Annotated in this window: 17 protein-coding genes; 14 read left to right on the forward strand and 3 right to left on the reverse strand. The window is 29.3% G+C overall.

Features of this window, described 5'->3' with window-relative positions; genetic code table 11:
- From ACX6CF_RS17340 to ACX6CF_RS17370, 7 genes are all read left to right on the forward strand, one after another.
- On the forward strand, nucleotides 1-467 hold a 467-nt coding region (locus ACX6CF_RS17340), incomplete at its 5' end, for a hypothetical protein (protein ID WP_458786620.1).
- 123 nt (nucleotides 468-590) lie between these two features.
- On the forward strand, nucleotides 591-971 hold the full coding sequence (locus tag ACX6CF_RS17345) for a hypothetical protein (protein WP_458786621.1): 381 nt from the start codon (nucleotides 591-593) through the stop codon (nucleotides 969-971).
- Between the two features lie 8 nt (nucleotides 972-979).
- A complete protein-coding gene (locus ACX6CF_RS17350) occupies nucleotides 980-1,783 on the forward strand; it encodes an ImmA/IrrE family metallo-endopeptidase (protein WP_458786622.1) in 804 nt (267 codons plus the stop codon).
- The gene (locus ACX6CF_RS17355) at nucleotides 1,770-2,339 is read left to right on the forward strand and encodes a hypothetical protein (RefSeq protein WP_458786623.1); all 570 of its coding nucleotides are present in this window, start codon (nucleotides 1,770-1,772) and stop codon (nucleotides 2,337-2,339) included. Before ACX6CF_RS17350 ends, ACX6CF_RS17355 begins: the two co-directional genes overlap by 14 nt.
- Nucleotides 2,311-2,640 carry a hypothetical protein gene (locus ACX6CF_RS17360; RefSeq protein ID WP_458786624.1) on the forward strand — a complete coding sequence of 110 codons (330 nt, stop codon included), beginning with the start codon at nucleotides 2,311-2,313 and terminating at the stop codon, nucleotides 2,638-2,640. The genes ACX6CF_RS17355 and ACX6CF_RS17360 overlap by 29 nt, the downstream gene beginning before the upstream one ends.
- Nucleotides 2,641-2,697: 57 nt before the next feature.
- Nucleotides 2,698-3,294 (forward strand): hypothetical protein, encoded by a 597-nt coding sequence (locus ACX6CF_RS17365; RefSeq protein WP_458786625.1) that lies wholly within the window; start codon nucleotides 2,698-2,700, stop codon nucleotides 3,292-3,294.
- Between the two features lie 73 nt (nucleotides 3,295-3,367).
- Nucleotides 3,368-3,907 (forward strand): hypothetical protein, encoded by a 540-nt coding sequence (locus ACX6CF_RS17370; protein ID WP_458786626.1) that lies wholly within the window; start codon nucleotides 3,368-3,370, stop codon nucleotides 3,905-3,907.
- A gap of 50 nt (nucleotides 3,908-3,957) precedes the next feature.
- Here the strand turns inward: ACX6CF_RS17370 and ACX6CF_RS17375 are convergent, their stop codons facing one another.
- A complete protein-coding gene (locus ACX6CF_RS17375) occupies nucleotides 3,958-5,145 on the reverse strand; it encodes a hypothetical protein (protein ID WP_458786627.1) in 1,188 nt (395 codons plus the stop codon).
- A 5-nt stretch (nucleotides 5,146-5,150) separates the two neighbouring features.
- On the reverse strand, nucleotides 5,151-5,663 hold the full coding sequence (locus tag ACX6CF_RS17380; RefSeq protein ID WP_458786628.1) for a sigma-70 family RNA polymerase sigma factor: 513 nt from the start codon (nucleotides 5,661-5,663) through the stop codon (nucleotides 5,151-5,153).
- 289 nt (nucleotides 5,664-5,952) lie between these two features.
- Between ACX6CF_RS17380 and ACX6CF_RS17385 the strand changes: the two genes are divergently transcribed.
- The 3 genes from ACX6CF_RS17385 to ACX6CF_RS17395 all read left to right on the forward strand — a co-directional run bounded on the left by ACX6CF_RS17385 (nucleotide 5,953) and on the right by ACX6CF_RS17395 (nucleotide 10,327).
- Complete coding sequence (locus tag ACX6CF_RS17385; protein ID WP_458786629.1) at nucleotides 5,953-8,316, forward strand: carbohydrate binding domain-containing protein; 2,364 nt, start codon at nucleotides 5,953-5,955, stop codon at nucleotides 8,314-8,316.
- Between the two features lie 2 nt (nucleotides 8,317-8,318).
- Nucleotides 8,319-9,299, forward strand: coding sequence for a foldase protein PrsA (locus ACX6CF_RS17390; RefSeq protein ID WP_458786630.1), 981 nt, complete (start codon nucleotides 8,319-8,321; stop codon nucleotides 9,297-9,299).
- Between the two features lie 254 nt (nucleotides 9,300-9,553).
- The gene (locus ACX6CF_RS17395) at nucleotides 9,554-10,327 is read left to right on the forward strand and encodes a hypothetical protein (protein ID WP_458786631.1); all 774 of its coding nucleotides are present in this window, start codon (nucleotides 9,554-9,556) and stop codon (nucleotides 10,325-10,327) included.
- 126 nt (nucleotides 10,328-10,453) lie between these two features.
- On the opposite strand, the gene ACX6CF_RS17400 is transcribed toward ACX6CF_RS17395, so the two are convergent.
- On the reverse strand, nucleotides 10,454-12,523 hold the full coding sequence (locus tag ACX6CF_RS17400) for a hydantoinase/oxoprolinase family protein (protein WP_458786632.1): 2,070 nt from the start codon (nucleotides 12,521-12,523) through the stop codon (nucleotides 10,454-10,456).
- Nucleotides 12,524-12,839: 316 nt separating this feature from the next.
- Between ACX6CF_RS17400 and ACX6CF_RS17405 the strand changes: the two genes are divergently transcribed.
- Genes ACX6CF_RS17405 through ACX6CF_RS17420 form a run of 4 tightly spaced genes read left to right on the forward strand, consistent with a single transcriptional unit; the run spans nucleotide 12,840 to nucleotide 14,687 of the window.
- The gene (locus ACX6CF_RS17405; protein WP_212692032.1) at nucleotides 12,840-13,058 is read left to right on the forward strand and encodes a DUF3791 domain-containing protein; all 219 of its coding nucleotides are present in this window, start codon (nucleotides 12,840-12,842) and stop codon (nucleotides 13,056-13,058) included.
- Entirely contained in the window at nucleotides 13,055-13,534 is a 480-nt protein-coding gene (locus tag ACX6CF_RS17410) for a DUF3990 domain-containing protein (RefSeq protein WP_458786633.1), read from the forward strand. Before ACX6CF_RS17405 ends, ACX6CF_RS17410 begins: the two co-directional genes overlap by 4 nt.
- A gap of 2 nt (nucleotides 13,535-13,536) precedes the next feature.
- On the forward strand, nucleotides 13,537-13,779 hold the full coding sequence (locus ACX6CF_RS17415) for a DUF3791 domain-containing protein (protein WP_458786634.1): 243 nt from the start codon (nucleotides 13,537-13,539) through the stop codon (nucleotides 13,777-13,779).
- 41 nt (nucleotides 13,780-13,820) lie between these two features.
- Entirely contained in the window at nucleotides 13,821-14,687 is an 867-nt protein-coding gene (locus ACX6CF_RS17420; protein ID WP_458786635.1) for an NAD-dependent epimerase/dehydratase family protein, read from the forward strand.
- The last annotated feature ends 27 nt before the right edge of the window (nucleotides 14,688-14,714 follow it).

The raw sequence follows: 14,714 nt of genomic DNA on the forward strand, positions 1-14,714 counted from the left end.
AAGGAATGATAGTTAATATGATGTATTTACTAGGCGGAGGACTTGGGTTCAAAAATGGTCTAGGGGAAGAATTTAATTCAGTACTACAGAACAAAAATAGCATTACTTTTATACCAACATCTCCACAAGATAAAAACAAATGTGAAAAATATAAAAAAGTTAATTTATCTTGGTTTCATGATATAGGAATTGAATTTGATAAGGTCACAATGATTAATCAAGAAGATGATGTTACTTTAGCACAAGATAAAATAGGAATAGACCTAACTAATGGTATTAATGTTGATGTGCATTATACTAATGAGCATGATGAAAATTTGTATCAAATAATTAAAGAATATGAAATAGATAAAATATATGCTATACCTGAAGATGGTGCTTTAAGAATAGATAATGAGGGTATGAAATTTATAGGTGAAGATAAGTTTTATATTATTAAGCAAGGATTAAAAGAACAAGTAAGATAAAACATATAGGAGGACAATATTAAAAATGTAAAAAAAAAATTTACAAATGTATATTTTTTTACATAAATAGTATATAATAATAGTATACAGTTTTCTAGAGAGGAAGTGAAAAGGATGAATTTAGTGAAAAGTTATAATATAGAGATACTTTTTCAAAGAAGAAGTAAAGTAGGTCAAAATATACTAAATTATCTTAAAGAAAATGGTTATACTAAATCGGGTTTTGCTTTAAATACCAATATTTCAAGACCAACATTAGATAAATTAATTAATGGTGAGATAGATAGCAAAACAACTTTTAATACTCATTTACAAAAGATTATTCAAAAATACAATATTAGTAAAGTAGAATTATTAGAGGATAAAGTTAAGAATAGTGATACGCCGACAGATGCATTTTCCGATAATCGTCCAAAAGATAAGAAAAGAATGTATGAAACAAACGAGATGTTTATTATCCTAGATGATATAATAAGTCTTTTTGAAATGTACTATAAGAGGTAGGTGATAATTTGTCAGATATAATAACTAGTGAAAATTTAAATGAAGTTATACAGATGAATAAAAAGATTAAAGATGATGTTCTTCGTCTAGTCAATGAAACCAAGGTAAGATTTAATACTTCAGTTGTGACGAGTACTGATAAATTTGCTTTTAAAATATTAAAAGAAAATAATTTGATTCAGATTCCTATTAAAGATAAATATTTTGGTGGTGCAATTATTGTAAAAAATAAATTAACAATCCCTGTAATAAATACTGCCCAACCAAGAGTCTATCAATATTTTGTGGCTTGGCATGAGATATATCATTTGTTTTATGATAATAATATTAAAGATAAATCACATGAAATAAAAATAGATATGGTAATGAATGAAAGAATAGCTGATTATTTTGCAGCAAATATGATTTTAGGTAATGTGTACGATTACTATTATTCTTTGGATGATGATAACTTCATTGATAGAATAATGAAGTGTATGGATATTTATAAAGCTCCATACAAAGCAATTCTCATCAAATTATATGAAGATTCATATTGGAAGTATGATGATAGAAAATTGATGAAAAGTATATTAGACAACTTTGACAATCAACCTAATAATTTGATTAGTAAGTTTGAAGAGTTGGGATTGGATTCTGAGTTAGTTAGACCATCAAATATATTTGATATAATCGATTTAGAAAAGGAGATAATTAAAAGTATTAATAATAATCCAGATGTAACTTATCATGAAGAAAATTACAAACATCTATTAAACATAAAAAAAACTGTAAAGAAAATAATGGAGGATTTGCCCGATGATAGTAACTAGTATCACCCAAGTAAAGGAATTATTATTGGGCAAGTCACTTAAAATTTGTTTAATAGACAATAATTCTGTGGAATTCTTTCTAAAAATCAAAGAACAAGTTGATATTAAACAATTATTTGAGGATTATGATTTAGTATTAATTCCAGGATGGATAAAAACAGAAATAGAAGATAGTGAGTATAGAAAAAACTATGTGAATGAATTAAAACAAATGGAGATTATAAATTTTAGCTATATTGATGAATTAGATTATATAAAATTAGTAGATTACAAGGATGCAATTTTATTTAACTTTTTTCTATATTCTTGTGGAAGTATAAAACCTCTTGAGAGTTTTATAAAAAGAAATTTATTAAAGAATAAACCTATTGAAGAATTAGATGATTATCAAATCTGGATTGATACTCTTTATAAAGAAGGATTCAAAGGTGAAATTATTTCAAATGGTAGGGAAAGGAAAAAGAATGCTGGTGAAATATCTATATGTGTACTTTCCTTAATTTTAGCTTTTTTTTATATGGATAATATTGAAGAATATTACTATATTTACAAATGATAGAGATACATATGATTTTAATAAATATGCAATAAATAAGATGTATAGCAATAAAGATTATAGAGCTATGAATCACAGATCAATTACATTTAAATCTAACGATTTTCTAATATATGAATTATACAATAAAAAATTATTAAATATAGTATCAGATAATGAATTGAGTAGATTAAGAAATCCAAAATGGATAACATATACAAGGAAAAAGCATGATAATTCTATAGAAGAAGGTTATAGACTGATTGAAAATAAAGAGTTTATGGGGATGTTAAGAGATAGTACTTTATACATAGCTTTTTAAATTAGGTGGAATAAAGTTAATATCAGACTTATTAAATACATATAATAAGGAGTACATATGGGAAAATTTGAAAACAACATAATAAAATTGACAGAAGAGATAATAGGGGTAAAAGCTAATAACCAAAAAACATTTGAAAGGTTAATTAACAGTCATTTGAATGTTGAAGATAATATAATAAAAGACGTATTGAACGATATTTTTGTTAATCTAAATGGCGATTTTGACGGTTTGCGAAGTAAGAGAAAATGTAAACTGCGTACGGATGCATATTTTGATAGCTTGGATTTGGTGTTGGAGATTGATGAACTACAACATTTTACAAAATCTAGATTGCAAACTCTTGAAATTATACAAGATGCTACAAACATAAGATTAGGTTATGATATTGAGAGTTATATTAATAAGTGCAAAGATAATCATATACTAGCACTTAAAAAAGGACAGGTCGGATATAGGAAACCTACTAAAGAATTCCCTTTTAAGCATGGTAGAGCATATCAAAGAGCATACTTTGATTCGATTAGGGATTTGGTAATTCCACAATATCTACATAAACCAGTGTTAAGAATATCTGAGATTGATATAAATACATTGAACAGTGAGCTAGAAATAAAGAAATATATTGATAAGAGATTACAAGATATTTTATAACATGTATATAAAATATTTTAATAATAAATATTGTTAATTTAGTATATTTAGCAAAGTAAGGAGGTACCCCCCCATGAATCTTAAAGTAGCACTACTACAACTTGAACCAAACAAAAATGACCAATTAGCTAATCATATAAAGGCAGATGCTTATTGTCGCAAAGCAGCCAAGTTAGATATAAATATGACTTTTTTAGAAGGGGAAACCCTGGGAGGAAAAGCTAAAAAATTCAAATGGAAGTATTGTGAAGATGAAGGATTAACAATCTACAGGGTATTTTCAAAAGGTTCTAAGCACACTTCAATTTTCTCAGATAATGATCTGGATAATATTTTAGACTTCCTTAAAAATAAACAAGAATTACCATTAGCTAATAGTGTTGATAAAATGAAAAATGGTACTGAAAAAGAGGGTTTTGGTAGCTTTATCTATAATAAAATTAATGCTGATACTAAATTTGCCCAATCTGCCAGTCAGCTAGTCGCCATATTAACTGTAGCAGATATTATTGGTTATAATGAAGCAAAAAGAAATATGAAATTCTATTATAAGGATAGTAATTGGAAAACAAAACTAATTGAATACATAAAAACAAAACCCCATCATTCCTAGAATAATGGGGTTTATATGGTAAACATTATAAAAATAATGTAATAGTATTATTACTCAACTACTGTATACTTTCCAAGCTCCTCAAAAAAATCAGAATACACTCCAGTAATCATTATATTTTTATCATCTAATTCAATCTCCAAAACAAAAGAATTTTCTCCTGATGATTTTGTTAGCTGTATATTTTTAAAGTCATATTTTACTGTTTCGTTATCTTCCGCATTATAGATACTAAGTCCCTCACTGAGAATCTCCACTTTTCCATAGTACTGATTTCCATCTTCTGAAATAGATACTGAATATGCTGATTCATTAGAAGCGTTAGTGTCTGATTCAGGATTAGTGGTAGTTCTTTCTTCAACTAATAATTCTGTATCTATTGATTTAGCTAACTCAGCTAATTCCTTATCAGCTTCTTCTTTTGTTGCAAAAGATCCAATTTCCACAAAGAATAATCCATTTTCGTCCTTAAGGATTCTTGGTTCATAATCAGCTATGAAGCCTTCTTCCAAAGAACCTAAAGTTTCACCATATTCATATGATTGAGTTCTTAATGAATAAGTTTTCTTTTCTTGATAATCCTTATCTTCTCTTAATCCAACAATTATACTTGCTGGAGATTTTCTTTCTTCTACCTTGTACTCAACTGGACCATTGAATTCAATCACGAATCTAATCAAAGAATCATCTAAAGTAATAATTTTATAAACATCTTTCACATACTTGTTGTCTAGCAGTTTTTCGAAGTTTTCTTCAGCAGAGAAACTTCTAGCACCACCTATTTCAAATGTCATTGTATATGGATTTTCATTATAACTTACATTAAATGCTCCCACATTTTCTTGTAACTCATCATTCTGAGAGAAGTTTATAATAATATTTTCATATCCTTCTTCTTCAAAGGAATCTATACCGCTTATATCTGTTCCATCTGTTGTTGACCCGCCATCTGATTTGCCATTATTGAATTGAAGAACCTTTACAAGATTGCCAATATAAGGTATATCCTCTAAAAATTTTGCAAAGGATGATGACATATTGACTCCTGCTGTAACCAATGTTAGAGCAACAACAAAACTAGCACATATTTTAAGTATTGTATGTTTGTTATTCTTAGTTTCTTTATTCATTTGTAAACGCCCTCTTTCTATACCTGCCTGTATATTCTCGTTAAGTTCTGTAGGAATTTGGATTCCATCATAATCTTTTTTTAAATCAAACAAGCCGTTTTTATTCATAATTTCTACTCCTTCAAATCAAATTTCATTTCCTTTAGAGTTCTATATAGTATTGTCTTCACAGTACTTATTGGTAACTCTAAAACATTTGCGATTTCCTCAAGCTTCATATCCTCAAAAAACCTTAAAATGATTATGGTCTTTTGTTTTTCAGTAAGTTTATCCAGAGCTTCTCTGACAATAAGTTTCGTATCCAGATTTTCATTACTGGAACCACTCATATTTTCAATGTAACTCATATCTATTGATACTATTTTCCTGTTCTTATTAATAAAGTCAATAGAAGTATTAATAAGAATCCTCGTTAACCAGGTTTTTTCGTATTGCACTTTTTTTATTTTATGATATGAGATATACGCTTTGTAAACTGATTCTTGTACGATATCTAAAGCATCCTCTTTATTCTTCACATAGCTATATGCAATTTTATATAATTTTTCTTGGTTATCATTAATCAAAGATAGAAATTTATCCTCCCTCTCTTTGACGTAACTTTTCTTTCTAAGACCAAAGGTCATACTTTCACGTCCTTATTTATGTAATTGAAATTTCAATTTCACTAATTAGACTATTAACCATTCCAAAAAGTTTCAAATTTCTTTTGACATTTTTTTATATACTAATAATTATACCTATAAAATCTAATAATTATATATAAAATTATAATAATCGTCCATACTTGTTTTAAGAATCTTATGATAATATGTTTGAAAGGATATATATTGATACTATAATTGGGGATAATAATTTGCAATTCAACTAAGCTTATATATTCTTTAAAATATTACATGAAAGGAATTGTATTGTATGAGAAAAAAGGTATCTAAAACATTTCATTTTATTCTAGCGGTTGGTTTAATTTTAAGTATCATGGTGGTTCGTCCATTATCGGTACAAGCAAGTGGAACAACATATTATATTGATTCTGTTAACGGAAATGATACCAATGATGGGGTGAGTGTTAATACTCCTTGGAAGTCTCTGGAGAAAATCAATTCAATGGTATTTGCACCAGGGGATAAGATATTGTTAAAAGCTGGTGGAGTATGGAATGGTCAGTTGAAACCTAGGGGTTCAGGTACAGAAGGTAATCCAATAATTATTGATATGTATGGTAGTGGGGATAAACCAATAATTAATGGACAGGGTCAGGTACTGATTACGTTATATCTATATAATGAACAATATTGGGAGATCAATAACCTAGAGATAACTAATCAGGGTGCTACTGAACTAACTGGTAGAACAGGAGTGAAGGTAGAGGCTCATGACTATGGGGTAGCAAATCATATCTATCTAAAAAATCTGGATGTTCATAGTGTTAATGGTGATAGTGTTAAAAAAGATACAGGCAATGGTGGAATATTCTTTGTTATAACAGGAAACTCTATAAAAACTAAGTTCAATGATATATTGATAGAAGATTGCTCGGTAAAAAATGTCAATAGAACAGCTATCTCTGTTGGTTTTACTTCATGGTGTTCATTGTATGATGGTTATGGTGGCAGATATCCTCAACATATAATAGAAGATTATTCTTCTGACAATGTAGTTATTAGAAACAATTATGTAGAAGCAGCTGGTGGAGATGCTATAGTTCCTATGTTCTGTGATTATCCTATCATTGAATATAATGTAGCTAATGGTTGTAATACAACAACAGCTGCTGCTGGTCAATATAGTGCAGGAGTATGGCCATGGCGTTGTGATGATGCTTTGTTCCAATACAATGAAGTATATGGTACTAAGTACAATGGTGATGGTCAAGCTTTTGATTGTGATTATAGCAATAGAACGTTATACCAGTATAACTATAGTCATGATAATGAAGGTGGATTCATGTTGATGTGTCAAGATGAATCTAATGATTCTGTTGTAAGGTATAATATAAGTCAAAATGATAGAGCGGGTGTTTTATCTACTTCAGGTAAGTCATCTGGACATGTCTATAATAACGTATTCTATATAGGGCAGGGGTTAAATACTACTCCGTGGAGATATACTGGTTCAGGTGATATGAAAGTGTCCAATAATATTTTTTACAATCTTGGTACTTCAAAATCAGTAACTTGGCCTTCTAATATTACATATAGTCACAATAATTATTATGGTTATAATAACCATCCAAATGACCCTAACAAGAATACAGATGATCCACAATTCATTAATGGTGGAAGTGGTGGATTAGGTATAGACACAGTGGATGGCTACAAATTAAATCCTAATTCAAGTTTGATAAATTCAGGTACTCCTATCTTATATAGCGGTGGCAAAGATTACTGGGGAAATGATTTATATTATGATAAGCCTGATATTGGAGCTTTTGAGTATCCAGTAGGAGATATTACAGGTCCTGAATATGTTAACAAGGTTAAAAATGAAGGCTTTGAAACTGGACAAGGTTCACCTTTCTATCCATGGAATTCATCAGTCTCAAGTAGTAATCAGCGTACTGGTAATTATTGTGGAAAAGTGAACAAATATGGTTCATGGGAACAAGTTATTAGTGTACAACCTAATAAAACATATACTTTGACAGGATGGATGGCAGTAGAGAATCAAGGTGATGAATTCTGGTTAGGTGTCAAAGATTATGGTGGAAATGAAATTCATACAACCGTTGATTCTACATCTTATACACAAGGCAGTATCCAGTTCACTACAGGTGCATCTGCAACTACAGCTATAATATATGCACATAGACCTAATACAGGATCTGGAGCAGGATATGTTGATGATATGGCAGTTAATTTGAACCAACAACAACCTGTTGTCAATCTAGTTAAGAACGAAGGACTTGAAACAGGAAACGGAGATTCTTGGAATGCTTGGAATTCTTCTATTTCCAGCAGTAATCAACGTTCAGGCAGTTATTGTGGTAAGGTGAATAAATATGGTTCATGGGAGCAGGTTATTAATGTTGAACCACAAAAAACTTACACTCTTACAGGGTGGTTGAAAGTAGAGAATCAAGGAGATGATTTTAGGTTTGGAGTCAAGGAATATGGTGGTGATTCTATTAGCATCACTATTGATTCAACATCCTATACTCAGGGAAATGTACAATTTACTACTGGAAGATTCAATACTAGCGCAATAATATACATGTATAGACCAGATACAGGAACAGGTGCAGGGTATGGAGACGATTTTCAGGTAATGAGTGAGTAAATATGAAAAATAAAAAAAGATGTATTAATGTAAAGAAGCTGGCTATCATTATTACCGTCATCATGACTTTTTCGTTATTGTTTATAGTTATAGTCGCAAAAGATAAGGTGGATATTGATGCAGATAAAACTGTAGCTTATATAAATGATGAACCTGTATCTCTAAGAGAGTTCAAGCAATGTTTTTCTTCTCAAGATTTAGCTTATATGATAAGAATTAAGATTGAGCAACTATTGTTCAGAGAGAAAAACATAGTGGAAGATATCTCTTACAAAACTTATCATAGAAGCTTCATCAAAGAGAATGAAAGAAGGAAAAAAGCTGTAGATAAAGGTGAAATCATCTATGGACCTAAGCAATTTCAAGAAGATGATTATTATAATTATTTACACAGTAAAAGAGTATTACTGTTAAAAGGAATATTGGCAGCAGATGAATATGCAATTGATGATAAAAAACTGAAGATATACTATGATAATAGTAAAGAACGGTATCTTGATTATAAGAAACAAGATTGCATTGAAACAAGATTAATAAAAATATCACCACTAGATAGACGGGATGAAAAATTGACAGTTTCAGATATAAAAGAGTTAATTGACACTCAAGATAATATATTTGATAATATGGTAGATCTGAAGAATATCATAGAGGAAAATGGTTATAAAATTGATGTCATAGATAGAGTATTTGATGAAACTACAGCAAGGAATGATATAAAAATTGAATATAGTATATATAATCCAGTTTCTAGATTGAAAGTTAATGAGATAAGTGATGTTATAGACTATAATGGGGCTTTTTATATTATCAAATGTATCAGTAGAAAAGAAGGGAGTTATTATTCTTTTGAAGATAAGAAAGATATGATAAGGACTAGATACATTGATGAAAAATATGAGGAGTTGATACAAAAACTAATGAATGAAGCAGTAGTTAAGATTGTTGATGATAGTTTGGGTATAAAAATAAAAAGTAATTAGCTTGATTAAATATTTAACTCTTTGATTGTTGTTTGATATAAATGGCAATTAAAGAGTTTTATTTATGCGTAATTTGTAATGTTAGTACTGTTCTACTGATGAAATGTGTATTGAACATATTTGATTTATGTAACTTAATTTGCTATAATTGTATAGGATATATAAATGGGATGGTGTGAAGAAATAATACAGCCAGTTTACTAGAATTATAACATAAGAAGCAGATTATAAGACAATATGGAGAGGATAGATAAATGAAAGAAATAACGTTTGAAGACGTAAAGAGTGATATAAAAAATATAATTAGTAGATGTGGTGTAGAATTATATGTAATTCAATTCATTTTGATTTTATTTAATGTGTACAGTACATATAAACAATACAGTGTTTATCCAAATAAAGATACAGGAGCAGCACTATCAGGTGCGTTTTTTACTATTATTGAAATGCTGGTAACAGCTTTATTAACAATTGTTGTGGTTACAATAATAAATAAGGCTTATGAAGCAGAAGATTATAATATAAAAGAAGTCATTGTTGATTCAATCAAGAAACTTCCTAGATTTATTCTTGGATACCTTATAATTGGTGGTATAATGTTAGGAGTTTTAGTAATATACTCTTTCATACAGATTATTTTACGATCACCATTTTTTGCTTTGATTTTTGGTATAGCGCTTATAGTTGTATATTTATATATACTAATTAGATTCTGCTTAGCGAAATACATTCTTGTAATGGAAAAAGATAGTGGATTAGTTTCAAGAAGCAAAGAATTTTATATGAGGGATAAAAGCACCATGATAAAATATTTTGTAGTTGCAATGCTCACTGGAATGATACCTATAACATTATTAATTTCTTTACCTGGTTGGTTAGGTATGGAATTAAGTAAGACAGCATTTTTAGTTACAAGATCAATTATTCATGTAATTGGATTTATTTTGACCCCATTAATCAGTATAGCAGGATTATCTATATACAAATACTTTATTGGTAGCAACATCATAAGAGATGATACGGAATAATTTTTAATTTAAATAATGTGCTAATAGAAATCAATAGTTAATGGGCTTATAAAAGCGGTAAATAACATAGTGTGAAATATGTTATCTGCCGCTTTATTTATATTATTCAAGATAGATAGCTATTATTCATAAAGCTCTGATGTCTGATAGATTACATTTAGTTTTACCAGTAACTATAACAGAAATAAGGAAATTTTCTTTTACTGGAGTGGAAGATTCTATATTATCAGTGGATATCTTGGCTCTTTTTTCATGTTTAGTTACCTCAATTACAGGATTTATAGCCCCTCGCTTAATAGCAGTTTTTCTAGTATATTCATATGTTTTTTCTATAGCAGCTTTTTCAGCATCTTCGTATTCATCATATCGCATTATATTTCCAGGTACTATGACATTATAGTATAGGAGCATATTATTTTCATATACAGGATTTATTATAATATCAACACTTACAGATATTTCGCCAGCGGCTGCTCCCATTGCATTAGCTACATGAGCATATTTGGGAATAATGCATTTGGTACCTAATCTTTCTGCAACTCTTGGTAAAAATATTTTAGATGGAGCACCTATCCCGATCAGAGGTAGGTCTGTTTTGAAATCAATATTACAGTATCTTCCTTGACCTGTGAAAGCGTGTCTTAGAAGTTTTTGCTGGGTTGCGTATGATATTCTATCTTCATTCTTAGTTTTTTTATTAGTACGGTTTGTTGAATGGACGATATTTTCATAATCAATGAGTTTATTAGCAATCATTAGATAAATGTTTTCACATATTGTATCATAGACTTTTTCACATAATTGATTTGCTTCAAAACCATATTGTAATGCAAACTGATTAACAGCAAGTGTTGCGGCTTCTACATCCCATTGATGGAATTCTCCTTTTACATGCATTATATCTGTAGGGGTAAGGGAGCTTTTCATTATGATGCTGTTATTGATCAGCCCATCTAATTTTAGATTATATATGGATATATCACACGATTCACATAGGGTAGAGATATCTAAAGGAGCATCACTTAATGCTTCCACTATAATCTTTTCATTATGGGTTAGAGATTCATATGAAATTTCACTTTTATCTTTTATAAGATAACAAAAAACTCCTAAAGGTCTTGAATGGGTATTACTATTTTTAACTAATTCTTCTAGATAGGTTTTAATCTGTGGATATTTACTAGCTAGGCTACAGATAGGTTCAACTCGTCTAGGACCAACAACAAGATTATCATTTTTATCAACGATAATCTCACTATCTCCACCTAAACCGATTGTACTCATGTCTATTGATGGTGTTGACGTTTTATAACCGCTGATGTTAGCACCTGTTTCTTCCAGGTTGACTTGATTATTTTCTACAATGGCAAGATCACAAGTAGTTCCACCCATATCAAGTACAATACCATCATTGAGACTACTAAGTTTCAAAGCACCTGATACACTGGCGGCAGGTCCTGATAGTAGCGTATCCACTGGTTTTTCTCTTGCATATTCTTCTGTCATGATGGAACCATCACCTCGTACTATGACTATACGCACATTAATATTTCTTTTCATCAAATTATCTTTTATTGCATCTAAAAAATTATTGAATATTGGAACTATCCTACAATTAAGTAAGCTACTTACCGCTCTTCTCATGTAATTAAGTTTTGAAGATAGTTCATGTCCACATATTACTGGTTTGTTATTAATCTCTTTTATGACTTTCTTAGCTTCTAATTCAAAAACGGGATTGATGACTCCAAAAACTTGTACAACTGCATACCCATCAACCATGTTTTGTTCTTTCACTATATCTTCTTTGAACTTGTCCCAGTCGGGTGTAGATATTATATTTCCCTGAGTATCAACCTCTCCATCAACAAATAATATATCATCTACAGATGGAAGACCATAGTCATGTCCATATTTTGATATTTCTTCTGGTTTAGACCCAATTAATATTAATTTCCCTCTTGCGCCTTTGCCTTCAACACAAGCATTGGTTACTAGCGTAGTTGACAGAGATACTGTGCTGATATCGTTCATATGTTCTTCAGGTAATTTATCTAATACGTTATTAATACATATTCTAAGATTTTCTACTGTAGTAGGGGTTTTACATGAAGCAAGAATCTTCATACTGTCATAATCGTAAATGACAGCATCAGTAAATGTTCCCCCTGTATCTATTCCTATTACTTTATTCAATTCTAAACACCATCCTTCAAAAAAATATAACCTTATTAAAATTGTATCTCACCATCTCTTTGTATTCTATTAATATCTTGCTAATATTTGGATTATCTTTACATATATACATAAATGATTTACATATGTGGAGATAATAACTATCCTATTGTAGAAATAGTATTCAAGTGCTAGAATTATATCAACAGATTTATTTAATATTAATAACTAAAATATATAGAAAAAGTTATTTTAATTATTGGTTAGATGATTTTAATTTGAAGTATATTAATAGTATAGTATAATTAGACTATACTATATTTTATGAGGTGAGTTTATGGATAAAAAAACATTAGAATTTACAATCTTTTGTATTGAAAGCTTAGCTGAACAATTAGGAATAAGTCCAAAAGTTGTTTATAAATTATTAAACAAGGATTCCAATATTATTAAAAATTATATTATACCTTGTTATGAACCTCTGCATTCTCAAAGTAAACATTATATAGTAGAAGATTTGATTGAAGTACTTAATGAGAGGGGAATATTAAAATGATAGTATATCATGGTTCTTATTGTCTAGTGCAAAACCCTAATATATCTTTTTCTAGAGAAGCTTTAGATTTTGGTAAAGGATTTTATGTGACAGGTATTAAAGAGCAAGCAGTAAATTGGACTACTAAATTTAAAAGAAGAGGTAAAAAAGGAATTCTAAATATATATTCATTATCTATTGATAAAATAAAACAGAATTATATGGTAAAAGAATTTTTAAAATATGATAATGAATGGTTAGATTTTATATTACAGTGTAGAGGCAGAAGTACTTGTTATTTGGAATACGATATGATTATAGGTGGAATAGCTGATGATAGAGTATATAATACTATAGAACTTTACAAAGATAAATTAATAGATAAAGCAGAAACTCTTAATAGATTACAATTTTATAAGCCTAATCATCAAATCTGTATAATAAATCAAAATATTATTAATAAATATTTAGTCTATAAAAATAGTGAGGAAGTGTAGTTATGGAAGCGAACAAAACATTATTACAAGCTTTATACAAAAAAATAATCATTGAGTTTTCAAAAGAAACTGGAAAAGATTTAGATGAGAGTATGGATTATTTTTATACTTCTGAAACTTATGAATTAATTAGTGAAGGTGTTGGTGACCTACATTGTAAAGGAGTCAAATATTTAACTGATGAATTAATGCTTGAATATGGGTTTATGGAACATAAAAGTTACCCTAAAGATTTGGTACATTAGTATTAATAATAGAATAAACTGCTTCAGACAGGAGGAATGAAATGAAAGTACTAGTATTAGGAGGAACACGTTTTTTTGGTGTACATCTAGTTAATGCATTAGTAGAAAATGGACATGATGTAACGATAGCTACAAGGGGATTAACAGAAGACAGTTTTGGGGGAAAAGTCAATAGAATCATAATTGAACGTACAAGTCCAGATAGCTTGGCTCAGGTGCTTGGTGATAAATATTATGATGTTGTTTGTGATAACCTTGCATATTGTTCCAATGATGTTAAATACCTATTGGACAATATAAAATGTGGAAGATATGTTATGACATCAACAGCTTCAGTTTATGATAAACTGCATATGGGTATTACAGAAAGTGAATTCAACCCTAATACTTATGAACTCAATTGGTGCTCACGTATGGATTATCCTTATCCAGAAGTGAAAAGACAAGCAGAATGCGCACTATTTCAGGAATATTCTAATTTCGAAGCTGTTGCAGTTAGATTTCCTTACGTAGTGGGAGAAGATGATTATACTGAACGATTGTATTTCTACGTTAAGAGCATTTTAGAAGAGAATCCTATGCATATTGATTGCCTGGATGAAGAAATACCATTTATAAAATCTACAGAAGCAGGACAATTTATTGCATGGATAGTAGAGCAGGATTTTACTGGACCTATAAATGGCAATAATACAGATACTATAACATTACATGAAATAATAGATTATGTAGAAAAGAAAATAAGTAAAAAAGCTATATATTCAATATCAGGTGAAGAAGGACCATATAATGGAATGGAATCCTTTAATCTTGATACAAAATATGCAAATAGTTTAGGATATAATTTCCCTGAATTAAGTAAGTGGATATATAAGTTGTTAGATGACTATATACAAAAAATTAAATAGTATATTTTTTGTATAGGTCTAATTCTA

The sequence above is a fragment of the Vallitalea sediminicola genome (assembly GCF_054408565.1).

What these genes read in the sequence shown, in the direction of transcription:
- ACX6CF_RS17355 (WP_458786623.1), top strand. Translation starts at nt 1,770, where the DNA reads ATGATAGTAACTAGTATCACCCAAGTAAAGGAATTATTATTGGGCAAG.
- ACX6CF_RS17365 (WP_458786625.1), top strand. Translation starts at nt 2,698, where the DNA reads ATGGGAAAATTTGAAAACAACATAATAAAATTGACAGAAGAGATAATA.
- ACX6CF_RS17370 (WP_458786626.1), top strand. Translation starts at nt 3,368, where the DNA reads ATGAATCTTAAAGTAGCACTACTACAACTTGAACCAAACAAAAATGAC.
- ACX6CF_RS17375 (WP_458786627.1), bottom strand. Translation starts at nt 5,145, where the DNA reads ATGAATAAAAACGGCTTGTTTGATTTAAAAAAAGATTATGATGGAATC.
- ACX6CF_RS17380 (WP_458786628.1), bottom strand. Translation starts at nt 5,663, where the DNA reads ATGACCTTTGGTCTTAGAAAGAAAAGTTACGTCAAAGAGAGGGAGGAT.
- ACX6CF_RS17385 (WP_458786629.1), top strand. Translation starts at nt 5,953, where the DNA reads ATGAGAAAAAAGGTATCTAAAACATTTCATTTTATTCTAGCGGTTGGT.
- ACX6CF_RS17390 (WP_458786630.1), top strand. Translation starts at nt 8,319, where the DNA reads ATGAAAAATAAAAAAAGATGTATTAATGTAAAGAAGCTGGCTATCATT.
- ACX6CF_RS17395 (WP_458786631.1), top strand. Translation starts at nt 9,554, where the DNA reads ATGAAAGAAATAACGTTTGAAGACGTAAAGAGTGATATAAAAAATATA.
- ACX6CF_RS17405 (WP_212692032.1), top strand. Translation starts at nt 12,840, where the DNA reads ATGGATAAAAAAACATTAGAATTTACAATCTTTTGTATTGAAAGCTTA.
- ACX6CF_RS17410 (WP_458786633.1), top strand. Translation starts at nt 13,055, where the DNA reads ATGATAGTATATCATGGTTCTTATTGTCTAGTGCAAAACCCTAATATA.
- ACX6CF_RS17415 (WP_458786634.1), top strand. Translation starts at nt 13,537, where the DNA reads ATGGAAGCGAACAAAACATTATTACAAGCTTTATACAAAAAAATAATC.
- ACX6CF_RS17420 (WP_458786635.1), top strand. Translation starts at nt 13,821, where the DNA reads ATGAAAGTACTAGTATTAGGAGGAACACGTTTTTTTGGTGTACATCTA.